The 17,485-nt window shown below is 55.7% G+C and carries 12 protein-coding genes; 7 read left to right on the top strand and 5 right to left on the bottom strand.

What is annotated here, in order from left to right; genetic code table 11:
- Positions 1 to 569 precede the first annotated feature (569 nt).
- Entirely contained in the window at positions 570 to 2,786 is a 2,217-nt protein-coding gene (locus ACL7TT_RS05285) for a M3 family metallopeptidase (RefSeq protein WP_413393726.1), read from the top strand.
- A gap of 159 nt (positions 2,787 to 2,945) precedes the next feature.
- Here the strand turns inward: ACL7TT_RS05285 and ACL7TT_RS05280 are convergent, their stop codons facing one another.
- The 5 genes from ACL7TT_RS05280 to gltA form a co-directional block, all read right to left on the bottom strand.
- Complete coding sequence (locus tag ACL7TT_RS05280) at positions 2,946 to 3,494, bottom strand: Tll0287-like domain-containing protein (protein WP_413393724.1); 549 nt, start codon at positions 3,492 to 3,494, stop codon at positions 2,946 to 2,948.
- Positions 3,495 to 3,506: 12 nt separating this feature from the next.
- A complete protein-coding gene (locus ACL7TT_RS05275; protein WP_413393722.1) occupies positions 3,507 to 4,862 on the bottom strand; it encodes a cytochrome c3 family protein in 1,356 nt (451 codons plus the stop codon).
- Positions 4,863 to 6,893, bottom strand: a complete 2,031-nt coding sequence (locus ACL7TT_RS05270; protein WP_413393720.1) for an FAD-dependent oxidoreductase — start codon at positions 6,891 to 6,893, stop codon at positions 4,863 to 4,865.
- Positions 6,894 to 7,401: 508 nt separating this feature from the next.
- The gene (locus ACL7TT_RS05265; RefSeq protein WP_299945405.1) at positions 7,402 to 7,938 is read right to left on the bottom strand and encodes a hemerythrin domain-containing protein; all 537 of its coding nucleotides are present in this window, start codon (positions 7,936 to 7,938) and stop codon (positions 7,402 to 7,404) included.
- Between the two features lie 305 nt (positions 7,939 to 8,243).
- On the bottom strand, positions 8,244 to 9,533 hold the full coding sequence (gltA, locus tag ACL7TT_RS05260; protein ID WP_299945408.1) for a citrate synthase: 1,290 nt from the start codon (positions 9,531 to 9,533) through the stop codon (positions 8,244 to 8,246).
- A gap of 442 nt (positions 9,534 to 9,975) precedes the next feature.
- On the opposite strand from gltA, the gene sdhC reads away from it, so the two are divergent.
- The 6 genes from sdhC (at position 9,976) to odhB (ending at position 17,474) form a co-directional block, all read left to right on the top strand.
- Positions 9,976 to 10,350 (top strand): succinate dehydrogenase, cytochrome b556 subunit, encoded by a 375-nt coding sequence (sdhC, locus tag ACL7TT_RS05255; RefSeq protein WP_299945411.1) that lies wholly within the window; start codon positions 9,976 to 9,978, stop codon positions 10,348 to 10,350.
- Positions 10,344 to 10,712, top strand: coding sequence for a succinate dehydrogenase, hydrophobic membrane anchor protein (gene sdhD / locus ACL7TT_RS05250; RefSeq protein ID WP_299945414.1), 369 nt, complete (start codon positions 10,344 to 10,346; stop codon positions 10,710 to 10,712). Before sdhC ends, sdhD begins: the two co-directional genes overlap by 7 nt.
- 3 nt (positions 10,713 to 10,715) lie before the next feature.
- The gene (gene sdhA, locus ACL7TT_RS05245; protein ID WP_413393717.1) at positions 10,716 to 12,488 is read left to right on the top strand and encodes a succinate dehydrogenase flavoprotein subunit; all 1,773 of its coding nucleotides are present in this window, start codon (positions 10,716 to 10,718) and stop codon (positions 12,486 to 12,488) included.
- 19 nt (positions 12,489 to 12,507) lie between these two features.
- Entirely contained in the window at positions 12,508 to 13,212 is a 705-nt protein-coding gene (locus tag ACL7TT_RS05240; RefSeq protein ID WP_299945420.1) for a succinate dehydrogenase iron-sulfur subunit, read from the top strand.
- Positions 13,213 to 13,407: 195 nt separating this feature from the next.
- Positions 13,408 to 16,284: a 2-oxoglutarate dehydrogenase E1 component gene (locus tag ACL7TT_RS05235; protein WP_413393873.1), complete on the top strand. Its 2,877-nt coding sequence runs from the start codon at positions 13,408 to 13,410 to the stop codon at positions 16,282 to 16,284.
- Entirely contained in the window at positions 16,281 to 17,474 is a 1,194-nt protein-coding gene (gene odhB, locus ACL7TT_RS05230; RefSeq protein WP_299945423.1) for a 2-oxoglutarate dehydrogenase complex dihydrolipoyllysine-residue succinyltransferase, read from the top strand. The genes ACL7TT_RS05235 and odhB overlap by 4 nt, the downstream gene beginning before the upstream one ends.
- The last annotated feature ends 11 nt before the right edge of the window (positions 17,475 to 17,485 follow it).

Genomic DNA, 17,485 nt, shown 5'->3' with positions numbered 1-17,485 from the left:
AAGCTTGCTAAAAACCCTTTTAAAAGGGCTGTAGGGCCTGCCGATTGAGTATTTTTTAACGAGTTGGAAATTTTTTATTTTGCTCAAAACAGTATCCCCGATGACCGCCTTAAGCCAAGCCTGTTGAAACAGCCTGTTTGGTATTGTCTAAGTCTCTCCAGACGCCGCCGATGCCGGAAAGTCTGCTCAGACACTGCTTGGGCAGATATTGGGCCATCAGGCTGGTAAGATAAAGGGGCTGTTACTTTTCCTGTTCCCCCCTGACACCCCCTCGACCCCGAAAGGCAGCTGGCGCTGGTACGCGCTGGGGTCGGTGTTATCGAGGGGTAGGCAAGGGGGCATTATTAATCCTATTTATAAAGAATACACTTAAAAAGTCGATACCAAAGTGATGCTAAATAAAAACATACCTCTACAAAGCGGCTAATTAAGAGGGGACTGTCGCGTGGAATCCTCTATTAATCGCAGTCCCGGCAGGCAAAGACGATAAGATTGGCCGGAACAGGCCAACTGGGGTTAAACTCTGGCCCCTAAAACTATGACAAGGTACTAAATAAAGGGGGTAGCAAATGCGTCAGGCACTGATTGTACTATCCGCAGCCGTGGGTCTGGCGACCCTGGGGGGCTGTGATCAAAAGGCAAAACAGGGTGAGGTTGCTAAAGATACTGTGAAAGCGGAACAATCTTCGGCTGCAAGCGCCCAACAAGCCGGCAATATCCTATTGGCGGAGTGGATGGGTCCTTACGGTGGGGTGCCCGCGTTTGACAAGATGCGCCTTGAAGATCTCAAACCTGCGATCGAGAAGGGGATTGAGCTGAACCTGGCAGAGATTGATGCAATTACTGCTGACCCGGCTGAGCCGACCTTCGCCAATACCATTGTGCCGCTGGAGCGCGGCGGTGCCGAGTTGGGGCGTGTGTTTTCCTACTATGGTATCTGGAGTGGCAACTTGTCCTCCCCGGAATTCCGCAAGATCCAACAGGAATTGGCTCCCCAGTTGGCTGAGTTCGAATCCAAGATCACCCAGAATGCGCAACTGTTCAAGCGAGTTAAGGCGATTTATGACCAGCGCGAATCCATGGATCTGGACGCTGAACAGAAACGTGTTGTCGAGTTGATCTACACCCAGTTTGCAATCAATGGCGCGACCCTGAAAGGTCCAGCAAAAGAGCGCTACGCCGAGATCAACCAGCGCCTGGCGGAGCTGTATACCAAGTTTGCCAACAATGTATTGGCGGATGAGGAAGGCTACGATATTTTCCTGAATAAGGATCAACTTGCCGGGTTGCCCGACTCCTATATTGCTGCAGCGGCTGCTCTGGCGAAGGAAAAGGGCGAGAAGGGTAAATACGCGATCACTAATACCCGCTCTTCCATGGACCCCTTCCTGACTTATTCCGATAACCGCGCCCTGCGCAAGCAGGTATGGAGCAACTATTACAGCCGCGGTGATAACGGCGACACACGTGACAATAATGCCATCATTGCCGAAATCCTTAAGCTGCGTGATGAGCGTGTCAGCCTGCTGGGCTTTGACAATTATGCCCAGTGGCGTTTGCAGGATCGTATGGCCAAATCCCCCGAGCGGGCTTTGACACTGATGGAAGCCGTGTGGCCGGCGGCGGTAGCCCGCGTGGAGGAGGAAGTGGCGGATATGCAGGCGGTTGCGGATGCCGAGAAAGCCGGCATTACCATTGAGCCCTGGGATTACCGTTACTATTCGGAAAAAGTTCGCAAAGCCAAATACGATCTGAATTCCGACGAAGTGAAACAGTATCTTCAATTGGACAAGCTGCGCGAAGCCATGTTTTACGTGGCCGGTGAGCTGTTCAACTTCGAATTTACCCCGGTGAAAGCGGGTACCGTTCCGGTCTTTCACGAAGACGTAAAAGTCTGGGAAGTTACTGACAGGACCAGTGGTGAGCATATCGGGCTCTGGTACCTGGACCCGTTTGCCCGCACCGGAAAACGCTCCGGTGCCTGGGCCACTATGTACCGCGATCACTCCACCTTCGACGGCAAAAAGACCGTGCTGTCTTCCAACAACTCCAATTTTATCAAGGGGTCAGCCGGCGAGCCGGTACTGGTGAGCTGGGACGATGCCGAAACTTTCTTCCACGAGTTTGGCCACGCACTACACTTTCTCGCCTCCAATGTGACATACCCGACCCTGAACAGCGGCGTGCGTGACTATACCGAGTTCCAATCGCAGTTACTGGAGCGCTGGCTTTCTACCGATGCGGTGATCGACAACTATCTGGTGCACTATAAAACCGGCGAGCCGATTCCTGAGGATCTTGTTGCCAAGATCAAAAAGGCGTCCAAGTTCAACCAGGGCTTTGCCACAACGGAGTACCTGGCGTCCGCATTAATGGATATGAGGCTGCATACGGCCGATCCAGAAGGTTTGGATCCGGATAGGTTCGAACGCGAAACACTGGCAGAGCTGGGGATGCCGCAAGAGCTGGTTATGCGTCACCGCACGCCGCATTTTGGCCATATCTTTTCCGGTGAAGGCTACTCCGCGGGCTATTACGGCTATATGTGGGCCGATGTCCTGACTTCTGATGCCTCCGAGGCATTCGCCGAATCCGAAGGCGGCTTCTATGACAAGGAGGTGGCTGGCAGACTGGTGAAGCACCTGTTCGCGCCGCGCAATGCCATGGACCCGGCCCAAGCCTACCGCGCTTTCCGTGGTCGCGATGCCCGCATTGAAGCGTTGATGCGCGATCGTGGCTTTCCGGCACCCGAGAAGAAAGACGGCGCTGCAGCGGCCAAAAGATGATGGACTGATTTATACAGCCACAAAAAAAGCCGCCTTTACTGTTGCGGCTTTTTTTTGTGGCGGCCTCTGGTTCAGCGGTGCAATCGTGCTGTTTGTGCCTCAGGGGCAAGTAGGCGGGCTGACCCCCGGTGCAGCTTTGCAATTTTGCAAGGCGGGCGTTTACAGTGGGATACGGATCACAACACCGCCCATGGTCTGCCCCAGTTCAAAGTCATTGCGCGGGCTGTCCACATGATCATTGTGGCAGCTGATACAGGCCGGGGAAACACCCACGTCGGCGTAAACTGCAGTGAAGTATTCGGTCCCCCCCAGTTTCTCGCGCCCGTAGAAATTTTTACCGGGATTATCGATCACATACTGTAGCCCGTTTTTCTCCAATTCGGTGCGTGGTTTGTTTTGTTTGTTGACCGGCCACAGGGATAGGAGGGCGTAGTTGAAGCCGGAGTTTTTTTCCGCTACACGCTCCGCCCCCATACGCATCATTTGCGCGGGTAAAGGCAGCAGCTTCTTATCCTGCCAGTGCTCATCGGCATCGAGGACTTTTTCTTCATTTTGCAAACGGTTCACGACCTGGTTGGTGTAGTTGGCCCTGTCTGCTTCGATGACGGCAAAGATGGCATCCGCCATTCGCTCGGGCGCAATTCCCTGGTTCTTTTCACAGCCAGTGAGCAGGGCCAGACCGGCGACAAAACAAGCGGCAATACGCATAGTGTTCCCCTCCTATTGGGATTTGGTTTTCTGGTTTTTGCTGTTGGACATTCTCGCAATACGGTCGCGAATCAGATCAAAGGTCTGGTGCTTCTCCGCAGGCTTATGCTTGAAATTCTGTGTGATCAACTTTTTATCAGCCAGGGCGGCCAGGGCAAACTCCGCCCCGTGGCAGTTCAGGCAGACGGGCAGCATTTTTTCATTGGGACGGAGGTTGTGGTTCTGGTTGTGGTTGACCACGATTTGACCGTCATGGGGCTCCCGTGGAAGGTGGCAGCTGGCGCAACTGACACCGTTTTCAGGATTGTTTTCCCAGGTACTGAAATGGGGGGAGTCCCTGTAGGCCAGACTGTGCTCGTCACTGTGACAGCCAAGGCAGGCTTCCACTGCGGCATAGTGCACATTGACTGAATGGGCGTCGTGGCAGCTGATGCAGTTCAATTCCCCCGAGGCATCCGCCTGCATGGGGATTCTTGCCTGCAGTGGTGACATGGCCCCGGTGCGCTCAACAAGCCCGTGTGAAAGTTTGGAGGACAGGCGCATCCCGTGTTTGCCCTGGATAAAGGATTCCCTCTGTTCGCTGTGACAGCTTGCACACTGCTCCACCACGTCAAGGCTGCTGAACTGCTGTTTGTTGTCGGTGTGGCAGTGACTGCAGTTGACCGTGGATCTGGCGTGCGCACTTTGCGCCCAGGCCGCGCGGATATCCGCACTTGAGCCGCTTTTCAGATCCAGGTCAGCTTGTTCCAGTTGCAGTGGTTGTTTGTGCGGGTGTTCCTGCAGCCACATCTGCATCGCGGTTCGGGCGGGCAAATGGGCATCCTCCAACAAATCCGGCTGCCCTTCATGGGCAATCAGGAAGTCCTCGTAGAGCGTACCGTTGTCGTGATAGTTATGGCAGCCGGAACTGGCACAGGTTTCGAAACCGAATTCTTTATGGCTATTGCGTTCCTGTGCAATATCGCTGTGGCAATGAAAGCAGAAGTCCCCAGCCAGGCTGACGCCCATCTCGCGGGTAATTTCCGGTTTGTGCTCGGTGTGGCAGCTGATGCACTGGCGCGCATCGAGTGTCTCCAGTAGCTGCGCATTTCTCGGGTCGAGAAATTTTTTTCGCGGGTGGGAATCATCGGCCAGTTCCAGTTCCTCGGCATGGCAATTCAGACACGACTGTTGCATGGCCTCCTCGCCCGCAAAGCCATCGGTATGGCACGACATGCAGTCCAGCTCTATCTGGTGGTGCCCATGGCTCATTTCCCCGGTGATAAACAGGGATTTGTCGGCAACTTCCAGGTTATACGCAGCCAACGAACCCACGGCCAAGGTTAGCAGCAAGCCATAATGCCAGAATTTAAATTGATAGGATTTCATTTAAAAATAATAAACCGCAAGAATATGATAGGAGAGCAGTACCGGCAGTGCCCACAGCAGGGCATAGTGGACACGAGACCACCATTTGCGGTGCTCGCGTAGTTTCAGGTCTGTCCAGTGGTGGTTGCGTGCCATAAACACACCGACAAGCGAACCGGTTGCGGTCGCGGTGAGAAAAACAAGCATCAGTGCCAGGTTCAGGCTTTCTCCCAAGCGGAACCCCGTGTGAACCACAAGGGCAAGAAGAGATATCAGACCAATCACACTGTGCGCATAGCGCCAGTGATCCATATGGCCAAGAGTGAATTTCTTCCAGCGTTTTCGTATGCTGAGCGCTGCTGTCAGCAGGCACAGAACAAGAATGGTGTAGCCGGTAACCTGCTTCCAGAAATTGTCGTACCAGAGTTTCTGCCAGGAAAAGGCTGTTTGTACCGTATCGGGAACCGGTGCAGCCGGCATCAAAAATGCCAGCGCAATAAGGAGCAGGGACAATGCGGATGTGATTAGTATCCCCCTGGCGTGACGCATCACCAGATTGGGCGCAGGAGTATCCAGTAACTCTGCCATCAGCGGGCGGCAGCTGCCGCATACGGAGCCGGCGGTTGTGGCCTGCTGCAATTCATTCAGGGAGCGCTTGCCCTCGGATATGGTTTTGCACAGGTCCCCTTTACTGACCGAGTTGCACTGGCAGACCAGGTAGCTATCGGGGAAGTGCTTGATACTGGTGGCCGTCTGTTTTCCAAACAGACGGCCTGTGTTTGCGAAGTTCTTAAGAGTGCGCTGGTTGACTTTTTCCTGCTGTGCCACAGCCTGGCGCAGGTCGTTGGCCTCATCCCAGCTGCCGATATAGACTGCGCCGAGAATACGTCCATTTTTGACAAACAGTTGGCGATACACTCCTTTGAAACGATTGCGGTAAGCGTCTCTTTGTAAGTTCTGCTGGTACTCGATATTGTCTACAGCAACGTCGCCGATAATGGCACAGGGGATGTGGGCGATCTTGAGCTGGATGTCGGTATAGCTCCCGGTATAGGGGCGCTGTAACAATGCTCCGCCGTGATTGCGACGAATATGGGAGCAGCAACTCTCCACCTGCTCATAACCGGGGCGTACCAATTGGTAAATTTTTTGATCAAATTCGGCACATTCGCCCACGGCATAGATGTCGGGGTCGGAAGTTTGCATCCATTTATTGACAACAATGCCGCGTTGTGTATCCAACCCGCTCTGTCGCGCGAGCGTGACTTCAGGCTGAATCCCGGTACACAACACTATGGCATCTACACTCAGGGTTTTGCCACTGGCAAATCGCAGCCTGGACTTTTTGCCATCCGCTTCGATCGCTTGCAGCGAATCGCCCATTTTGAGATTTACACCGAGCGCAGAGAGCGAGGACTTCAGGAATGCTTCGCCCTCTTCGCCAAGCAGGCCACTGAGCAAATACCCCCGCGACTGCAAAGTGACCGTGTTCTTTGGGGTTTTTAACGCGGTTGCGGCTTCAAGTCCCAATGCACCGGCGCCTATGACGCAAATATCGGCGTGCCGATCACGCAGGCTGACCAAATCATTGGTATTACGCAGGCTGCGAAAGGGGTAGACAGTGGGAAGATCGGTGCCGGCAATCTGGGGAATGGCCGGATTGGAGCCGGTAGCCAGAATCAATTTGGTGTAAGGCTGTGTATTTCCCGCAGCGTCGGTCACAGTTTTTTGAGTGCGGTCAATGGAGAGGATTTTTCGGTCGATATATTCGGCCAGCCTGTGGTCACGCCTGCCAAGAATGGGGTTGTCCAGCTCCGCCAGTTCCACATGGCGGGACAGGTACTGTGAAAGTTTTACCCGGTTATAGGGCGATTCCGTCTCGGCCCCATAGATAACAACTTGCGCCTCATCACAAAACTCCAACAGTTTTTGCGCACAGCGGACACCAACCGGCCCTGTGCCCACAATAACGTAAATTGGATAGCTGTTATTGCTTGTGTACGTGTTATCTGGTGAGTATTGCTGAACAGGTGAACTGTCTAGTTCAGTCATACATCCCCCCAAGTCCTTCAGCTTTCGCCACGGGTCCGACTGTTATTCTTTTTTTAAACCACAAACCTTTGAACACCAATTAGACCCACATCCCACAGGAAGATTTTTTTTTAAACTCTAATTCCTCTATATTTAAACAAAATTAAATAAACGTCTAGTGTTGAATGAGGGCGATGAAGAAAAGGCTGTTTAGGGAGTTTGGTGCGGTAGGTGACGCTATCTGGTTGTCACCGCATACTTTTGGAGGTGGAAAGGGGGAAATGTCCAATGAGGTGTTAATCGATTTATTTTGTAAAGTGAAGCTTTCGGTCAGTTTTTGAGCGTTTGTGAATGGGTTTCGCGGGGTGGTGGCAAAGGGGCTGAAGTCATGCGGCCCCATCCCTGACGGCTGCACAAGCTTTTAGCGGTCGGGCCCTGCATTACACAGTGTTGCGTAGCGGCCGGGTCTTGCCTGATTACAAAAGTAGGTCAGTCACGGCTTACCCCCGGATATTTTCACGAATAATCCTCAGGATGGCTGGTAAAGAACGTAGAGCTCCTTTTCCTCCAGGGCCGTGCGGCGGGTTAGTGCCTCCCCAACTTTCTGATAGTCTATTTTAAAATCTCGAACCATTTCCGGGGTAAAAGCTTCGTGGTTGTACTGCTTGCAGAACTGTACAACCGTATTGGCGATTTCGTTCATATCGGAGCGGAAATCCTTCACCACCTGTAGGGTGTGGGTATCGCCGGCGAGCGTCTGCTCCAGGTAAACATAAAAGCGCACGTTTTCCTTGATCAGGTGGGCCTGGAAGGTGGATTTGAACTGGGTGAGTAGCTGGGACAGCTGGCGATAATTTTGCTGCTCATACCCCTCTGACCAGATGCGCTGGAAAATGCCGACCAGTTTCCGATGGTCGTCTTCCAGGGCCTTGATGAGTGTGGGGTCGTAGGAGATGGTCCGGCTCCCCTTGGCGCTGGTGTAGGCGCTGCGGGTGTATCTCTCTTCGAGATCTGCGCTGTCTCTCGACTTGTCACTTCGGAACATACCGGAAAGAAAGCTAAGCATGTGTCATACCCTTGATAGAGATTATGGATTGGTGCGTTGTGCGAGTGTGTTGTTCCGCGGATGTGGGGAGTGCCCAGTGGGGTCGGCACTGTTTCGCCCTGGCCGGGAGTGGCGGATTTTACATTGGATGACAGGCGCTTTGATGCCGAATAGAGACCTGATTCAGATGGGATACGAAAGATGAGAGGTGTATCACAACTCCGGGGCAGGAGCTTATTGCATTCTCAAAAGATTGATAAAGCCCCTGTGTTTACGGTTGATGAAAAAGAATAAACCCGGCACTGCCGGGCTTATTCTTGATTTGTCTAGCGCTGATCCAGGGGGGTATAGTCGCGCTGGGTGTGGCCGGTGTAAAGCTGGCGAGGGCGGCCAATCTTGTAGGGGTTGGAGATCATTTCATTCCAGTGGGCAATCCAGCCTGCAGTGCGGCCGGTGGCAAAAATGACGGTAAACATATCGGTGGGGATGCCGATGGCTTTCATAATAATGCCGGAGTAGAAATCCACGTTCGGGTAGAGTTTCTTTTCCACAAAGTAGTCGTCTTCAAGGGCGATCTTCTCGAGTTTCCTGGCGATCTTCAGCAATGGGTCATGCTCGACACCCATAGCACCGAAAACCTCGTCACAGATACCCTGCATGACGCGGGAGCGCGGGTCGAAGTTTTTATAGACGCGATGGCCGAAGCCCATCAGGCGGAAGGGGTCGTTCTTGTCTTTGGCGCGCTTCACAAACTCATCGATACGGCTTTCATCACCGATCTCCTGCAGCATATTCAGTACCGCTTCGTTGGCTCCACCGTGCGCGGGCCCCCACAGAGCGGCAATGCCGGAGGAAATGCACGCGAATGGGTTGGCGCCGGAGGAACCGGCCAGGCGAACGGTAGAGGTAGAGGCGTTCTGCTCGTGGTCTGCATGCAACAGGAAGATGATATCCATCGCCTTGGCCACAATCGGGTCAATCCTGCTGGACTCACAGGGGTTGCCAAACATCATGTGCAGAAAGTTTTCGGAGTAGCTGCGGCTGTTGTCCGGGTACATAAAGGGCTGGCCGGTGGAGTGCTTGTAGCACATGGCGGCCAGGGTCGGCATTTTCGCGATCAGGCGGTGTGCGGAAATTTCGCGGTGTTCCGGATTGTTGATGTCCAGGGAGTCATGATAGAAGGAGGCGAGGGCGCCGACCACACCGCACATCATGGCCATGGGGTGGGCATCGTAGCGGAAACCTTTAAAGAAACTCACCAGGGATTCATGCACCATGGTGTGTGACAGGATGGTGTCAACATATTCCTTTTTCTGTTTGGCGCTGGGCAACTCCCCATTCATCAGCAGGTAGCAGGTTTCCAGATAATCGGACTGCTGTGCCAGTTGCTCAATAGGGTAGCCGCGGTGTAAGAGCTGGCCTTTGGCGCCATCGATAAACGTGATTTTGGATTCGCAGGCAGCGGTGGATACGAAGCCCGGGTCATAGGTGAACAAGCCCTTGCCGGTCAGGCGGCTGACATCGACCACCTCGGGGCCGAGGGTGCCGGAGAGAACGGGCATCTCAATAGCGCCGTCAATACCATCAACCGTGAGTAGCGCTTTCTTATCGGACATTGCGGACTCCTAAAAAACTGTTCTTTTGGCGGCCCTTCCCCAGAGTTCTCTTGGGTTGGCAGCCTTTTGAGCGGGGCCAAACTTAAGTGCCGGACCGTAAATTGTCAAACCAAAAGGGGTGGACGGCCAGTCTGGCTGCGACAGGATATCCGGTAACAGGGCGGGCTCCCTGGAGCTTTTATCTGAAGGGAGGCATAAAAGTCTACGGAAATCCTGTGGTCCCAGGGGACTATTTGCAGGGACCCCCAAAGCGGGCCTGTTTCAGGGCATTCGTTGTGTTTTGACTATCGAGTGCCTATAATCCGCGCGGCTTGCGCCACGGTACGGCTACTTTTGTATAAGACTCACCCGGGTCGAGTGCGAAGTGATCAGCAAGCAGCTCGCCCCTCCATTGAAAAGCTAACGGGCGCCCGGTCGTTCAGGGCAACAAGGTGTTTTTCCTGTGAACAAAAACAGACCTGTCAATCTAGATCTTTCCACTATTCAGCTTCCCGCTGCTGCTTTGGCTTCGATTTTGCACCGCATTTCCGGCGTTGTGCTCTTTGCGGTCGTCGCGCTGTTGCTCTATTTGCTCGATGTCAGCCTGAAATCGGCGCAGGGTTTCGCCGATGTGGCGGCCGTATTCAACAGCATACCTGCCAAGGTCGTGTTGTGGGCTTCCCTGGCCGCCCTTATTTACCATCTTTTGGCCGGTGTGCGTCACCTGTTGATGGATTTGGGCATCGGTGAGAGCCTGGAAGGTGGCCGCCGCAGCGCTGTCACGGTGCTGGTGCTAAGCGTCATTCTTATTCTACTGGCGGGGGTATGGTTGTGGTAAGAACAGTAACAAGCTTTGGCCGTAGCGGCACTTTCGACTGGTTGTACCAGCGCGTTACCGCGGTGGTGTTGATCGCGTATCTTCTCTTCATTGTGGGCTTTATTTTCCTCGCAAAAGATTTTGGCTACCAGGCCTGGTCGGAGTTGTTCGCCCAGCGCTGGATGCGTGTGTTCAGTCTGGTGGCCCTGCTGTCCGTCATTATTCACGCCTGGATCGGCCTCTGGTCTGTTGTCACCGATTACATCACTAATCGGGTGATGGGTGGCAAAGCCACGGCGCTGCGCCTGTTTGTGGAAACGGCTCTGGCTGCAATTGCCGTGTTGTACACGGTGTGGGGCATCGAAATTCTCTGGGGTGTATAAACGATGGCGAACATGCGTACTATTTCCTTTGACGGGGTTGTAATTGGCGGCGGTGGAGCCGGCATGCGCGCGGCACTGCAGATGGCCCGCTCTGGCTACAAAACCGCTGTCATCACCAAGGTCTTCCCGACCCGTTCACACACGGTGTCCGCCCAGGGTGGTATCACCTGCGCGATTGCCAGTGCCGACCCGAATGATGATTGGCGCTGGCATATGTACGACACGGTAAAGGGATCTGATTACATCGGTGATCAGGACGCTATCGAATATATGTGTTCAGTGGGTCCCGAGGCGGTGTTCGAGCTGGAGCATATGGGCCTTCCTTTCTCCCGTACCGAGGTGGGCCGTATCTACCAGCGCCCGTTCGGCGGCCAGTCAAAAGACTACGGCCGCGGGGGCCAGGCTGCACGCACCTGTGCGGCGGCAGACCGCACCGGGCACGCTCTGCTGCACACCCTTTACCAGAACAATATCAGGCACAATACCGAGTTCCTGAATGAATGGTTTGCCATTGACCTGGTGAAGAACCAGGATGGGGCTGTTGTCGGTGTGATCGCTTTATGTATCGAAGATGGCGAGATCGTCTTTATCAAGTCCAGGGCGACAGTGTTCGCCACTGGTGGCGCCGGTCGAATCTACGCCTCCACCACCAATGCCCATATCAATACCGGTGACGGTGTGGGGATGGCCCTGCGTGCGGGTATGCCGGTGCAGGATATTGAGATGTGGCAGTTTCACCCCACCGGTATCTATGGTGCCGGCGTACTGGTGACCGAAGGCTGTCGCGGTGAGGGCGGCTACCTGATCAACAAGGACGGCGAGCGCTTTATGGAGCGCTACGCGCCCAATGCCAAAGATCTCGCCGGTCGCGATGTCGTGGCCCGCTCCATGGTGCTTGAAACGCTCGATGGCCGCGGTTGTGGCCCCGAGGGCGATCACGTATTGCTGAAAATCGACCACCTGGGAGAAGAATTGCTCAACAGCCGTCTGCCGGGTATCTGCGAGCTGTCCAAGACGTTTGCCCATGTGGATCCGGTGAAGGCACCGATACCCGTGGCACCCACCTGTCACTATATGATGGGCGGTATCCCCACCAATGTGCACGGCCAGGCGCTTACCCAGGATGCGGCCGGCAATGACCATATCATCGACGGCTTCTACGCTTGTGGTGAGGTGGCCTGTGTCTCGGTACACGGTGCCAATCGCCTCGGCGGCAACTCCCTGCTGGACCTGGTGGTCTTTGGCCGCGCTTCCGGCCTGTTTATCGAGAAGGCCCTGCGCGAGGGGATTGAGCACCGCGAAGCCTCCGAGTCCGATATCGAAGCCGCCATGGCACGCCTGAACCGCCTGGAGATCAGTGAGACCGGTGAAAAGGCCTCCGATCTGCGCAAAGAACTGCAGGGTGTGATGCAGAACCATTTCGGTGTATTCCGCCGCGGCGACTTTATGGCGGAAGGTGTGAAGAAGCTGGCGGGTCTGCGCGAGCGTATTGAGACGGTGCGCCTGGACGACAGGAGCCGCGCCTTCAATACCGCCCGTATCGAAGCGCTGGAGCTGCAGAATCTACTCGAGGTTGCCGAGGCCACAGCGATTGCCGCCGAAGCCCGCACCGAGAGCCGTGGCGCCCACGCACGCGAAGACTTCCAGGAGCGTGACGATGAGAACTGGTTGTGTCATTCCCTGTATTTCCCGGCGGAAAAACGGGTTGGCAAGCGTGCGGTAAACTTTGCCCCAACCACCATGGATGCCTTTGAACCAAAAGCTCGGACCTACTGATTCGGGAGCGGAATAGAGTATGTTGAAAGTAAGCATTTACCGTTACAACCCGGAAACCGACAAAGCGCCTTATATGCAGGACTACGAGTTGGATACCCAGGGCAAGGATCTGATGGTGCTGGACGTGCTGGAGCTGCTCAAGGCCGAGGACGCGACCCTGTCCTTTCGCCGCTCCTGTCGCGAGGGTGTATGCGGTTCCGACGGGATGAATATCTCCGGACGCAACGGCCTGGCCTGTACCACGCCCCTGTCGGAAGCGGCACCGAAAAATAAACTGGTGTTGCGTCCACTACCGGGTATGCCGGTGATCCGCGATTTGGTGGTGGATATGGAACTGTTCTACGAACAGTACAAAAAGATCGAGCCGTATCTGCAAAATGATACCCCGGCGCCCGCGATTGAGCGCCTGCAGTCCCCGCAAGAGCGTGAAAAACTCGACGGCCTGTACGAGTGTATTCTGTGCGCCTGCTGCTCCACCGCCTGTCCGTCCTATTGGTGGAACCCCGACAAGTTTATCGGGCCGGCCGGGTTGCTGCAGTCCTACCGCTTTCTGGCGGACAGCCGCGACCTGGCCACCGACGAGCGACTTTCCAACCTGGACGACCCCTTCAGTGTATTCCGCTGTCACAGTATTCAGAACTGTGTGAATGTGTGCCCAAAGGGATTAAATCCCACGCGCGCTATTGGCCATATCCGCAACATGCTATTGACCCGTGCGGTATAGGGGACAGGGTCGCCCTGCCAGTGTCCGCCTATTGCGGACCGACCGGGTAACGTACTGATCCAATGACATCAAGCCGATAAACCGGCATTCAATTGAAAAGGGGAGGTGGCTTTAGGCGCCTCCCCTTTTGTGAGTGAAAGGAAAGGCAGTGGCGTAAGCGATGAGAAGCGCACTGCAACTGAGGTAGGCATTAACATGCACGAAAGTACCATGGAGCAGCTGTGGCGCAGCTCCCATATCTCCGGGGGCAATGCCGCCTACGTGGAGGCGCTGTACGAGATCTATTTGCACGATGCCAACGGGGTGCCGGAGGAGTGGCGCAATTACTTTGACAGCCTCCCCCGAGTGGGGGGAAGCAATGATGTTTCCCACGCTGCGGTGCGCCAGCACTTTGAACTGCTCAGCAGGCACCGCGCGCGCCCGGTTGTGGCGCCCGGCTCCGGTTCCGTGAATATCGAGCACGAGCGCAAGCAGATCAAAGTGCTGCAATTGATCGAATCCTACCGCCACCGCGGTCACAAAAAGGCCACCCTGGACCCGCTCGGCCTGATGGCCCGTGAACAGGTGCCAGACCTGCAGCTGAATTACCACGGTCTTACCGAGGGGGATTTTGACACCACCTTCAATACCGGCAGCCTCTTTATCGGCAAGGAAGAGGCGACCCTGAGGGAAATTATCGAGAATCTGGAGCACACCTACTGCGGTAACCTGGGTGCAGAGATTATGCACCTGTCCAACCTCGAAGAGCAGCAGTGGCTCCAGCAGCGCCTGGAGCGCAGCCAGTCCAGGGCCAATTTCGGCAACGACATTCGCATTGAAATCCTGCAGCGTCTCTCCGCAGCGGAGGGGCTTGAACGCCACCTGGACTCCAAGTACCCGGGCACCAAGCGCTTCGGCGTGGAGGGCGGGGAAAGCCTGATTCCCATGATGGATGCGCTGATTCGTCGCTCCGGCACCTATGGTGTGAAGGAAATCGTCATCGGCATGGCCCACCGCGGTCGCCTGAACACCCTGGTGAATATTCTCGGCAAAAATCCCACAGACCTGTTCCAGGAGTTCGAAGGCAAGAAGACCCTGGATACTTCCGGTGATGTCAAGTATCACCAGGGCTTCTCCTCCAACGTGATGACCCCCGGTGGCGAAGTGCACCTGGCGCTGGCTTTCAATCCCTCGCATCTGGAAATCTGTGCCCCGGTGGTTGTCGGCTCCGTACGCGCCCGCCAGGATCGCCGCAAGGATGGCACCGGTGAGAAGGTCATGCCCATCAATATCCATGGTGATGCGGCGTTTGCCGGTCAGGGTGTTGTGCAGGAAACCCTGCAGATGTCCCAGACCCGCGGTTACTACACCGGTGGCACGGTACATATCGTACTGAACAATCAGGTGGGTTTTACCACCAGTAAGCGCGAGGACGCTCGCTCCACCGAGTACTGTACTGACCCGGCCAAGATGATTGATGCCCCGGTACTGCACGTCAACGGCGACGACCCGGAAATGGTGGTGTTGGCGGCACTGCTGGCGGTGGATTACCGCTATGAGTTCAAGAAAGACATTGTCATCGACCTGGTGTGCTACCGCCGCCGGGGCCACAACGAGACCGATGATCCCTCCGGCACCCAGCCGCTGATGTATCAGGCGATTCGCAAGCACAAGACCACCCGTACGCTGTTTGCAGAGAAGCTGATCAGCCAGGGTGTTCTGGACAAACCGGCGGCAGACAAGCTGGCCAATGATTACCGCGACAAGCTGGATGCGGGCGAAGACGTGGCCACCGGCTTGGTAAAACAGCCGGATGCTTCCATGTTTGTGGATTGGAGTCCCTATCTGGGTCACGACTGGCAGGAGCCTGCGGATACCGGTTTTGCCCTGCCGAAACTGCAGGATGTGGCCAACCGCATGACCACCGTGCCCGACGGTATTGTGATGCAGCGCCAGGTCTCCAAAATTTACGATGATCGGCGCAAAATGGCCGCCGGCGCTCTGCCGCTGAACTGGGGCATGGCGGAGACTTTGGCCTACGGCACCCTGTTGGAGCAGGGCTGTCTGATCCGCTTCACTGGTGAGGACGTGGGACGCGGTACTTTCTCTCACCGCCATGCGGTGATTCACAGCCAGAAAGACGGCCAGTGCTATGTGCCCCTGCAGCACATGTTTGAAGACCAACCGCCATTTTATATCTATGACTCCCTGCTCTCGGAAGAGGCGGTACTGGCCTTTGAATACGGCTACTCCACCACTACACCGAAATCCCTGGTGGTGTGGGAAGCGCAATTCGGGGACTTCGCCAATGGTGCCCAGGTGGTGATCGACCAGTTCATCACTTCCGGTGAGCACAAGTGGGGGCGTATGTGCGGCCTGGTGTTGATGCTGCCACACGGTTATGAGGGCCAGGGTCCGGAGCACTCCTCAGCCCGCCTGGAGCGCTTTATGCAGCTGTGTGCCGAGCACAATATCCAGGTGTGTAATGCCACTACGCCTGCGCAGATCTTTCACCTGCTGCGCCGCCAGGTGATCCGCCCGATGCGCCGCCCACTGGTCATTATGAGCCCGAAGTGGATTTTGCGTCACAAGCTGGCCACTTCCAGCCTGGAGGCGCTGGCGGAGGGGCGTTTCCACACTGTGATCCAGGATCAGGGCGTGGACCCGGCCAAGGTCAAGCGTCTGGTCCTGTGTTCCGGCAAGGTGTACTACCACCTGCTGGAGGCGCGTCTGGAGCGCACGCAGGAAGATGTGGCCCTTGTGCGTATCGAACAGCTGTACCCCTTCCCAGACGAAGCATTCGTGGAGGCGGTGTCCGTGTACAAGAATATTAAGAGTGCCGCCTGGTGCCAGGAAGAGCCCATGAACCAGGGCGCCTGGTACCACAGCCAGCACCATCTGCGCCGCCTGCTGGCGGAAACGCACCCCAAGCTGGACCTGGAATATGTGGGCCGCGCGCCCTCAGCGGCCCCTGCGGCGGGCTATATGTCCACGCACCTGGAGGAACAGAATAAGTTCATCAACGAGGCGCTGACCGTCAAACAACGACGGCAGTCAGTAAAGCAGAGTCAATCTCAGGAAACAGGAAAATGACGATCGAGATTAAAGCGCCAACTTTCCCGGAATCCGTCCAGGACGGCACAGTTGCCACCTGGCATAAAAAACCCGGCGAAGCCGTGTCCCGCGATGAACTGATCGTGGATATCGAAACCGATAAAGTGGTACTGGAAGTGGTTGCGCCGGCAGACGGCGCCCTTTCCGAGATCCTCAAGGATGAGGGCGATACCGTGCTCTCCAATGAAGTGATCGCCAAGTTTGAGCCGGGAGCCGGCGCCGCAGCTACTCCGGCAGAAGAGCAGGCCGAGGCGCCTGCCGCCGAAGACGCAGTGCCCGCCGCCGGTGAAAAAATCACCATGCCCTCTGCCAGGAAGATGGCAGCGGAAAAGGGCCTTGACCTGGCCGGTGTGGAAGGCACCGGTAAGGGTGGGCGCATTCTCAAAGAGGATGTAATGAAGGCCGGCACAGCACCCGCGGCTGTGGCGCCTGTGGCTGCTGCTGAGGTGGCAGTTGCTGCGGGTGAGCGTGTAGAAAAACGCGTACCCATGAACCGTATGCGCAAACGCATTGCCGAGCGCTTACTGGACGCGAGTCAGTCCACCGCCATGCTCACCACCTTCAATGAAGTCAACATGCAGCCGGTGATGGACCTGCGCAAAAACTACAAAGCGCTGTTTGAGAAGGTCCATAACGGCACCCGCCTGGGCTTTATGGGCTTTTTCGTCAAAGCTGCGGTAGAGGCCCTGAAACGCTTCCCAGCGGTAAACGCTTCTATCGACGGTAACGATATCGTCTACCACGGCTACCAGGATATCGGTGTGGCGGTATCTTCCCCAAAAGGGCTGGTAGTGCCGATCTTGCGCAATGCTGAGAATCTGGGCCTTGCGGATATGGAAAACCGTATCCGCGATCTGGGCACGCGTGCCCGCGACGGCAAGCTCTCCATTGAAGAGATGACCGGGGGCACCTTCACCATTACCAATGGCGGCGTGTTTGGCTCCCTGCTTTCCACCCCGATCCTGAACCCGCCGCAAACCGCAATCCTGGGTATGCACAAAATCCAGGAGCGTCCCATGGCAGTCGATGGTAAGGTGGAAATCCTGCCGATGATGTACCTGGCACTGTCTTACGATCACCGCCTGATCGACGGTAAGGAAGCGGTTGGCTTTCTGGTGGCCATTAAAGAGATGATCGAAGATCCGGCGCGCATTCTGCTCGAAATCTGAGCGCCTTTGTT

Origin of the sequence: Microbulbifer jejuensis, assembly GCF_047289955.1 — a bacterium.
GTDB lineage: Bacteria > Pseudomonadota > Gammaproteobacteria > Pseudomonadales > Cellvibrionaceae > Microbulbifer.
This window is presented reverse-complemented; position numbering and strand designations above follow the sequence as displayed.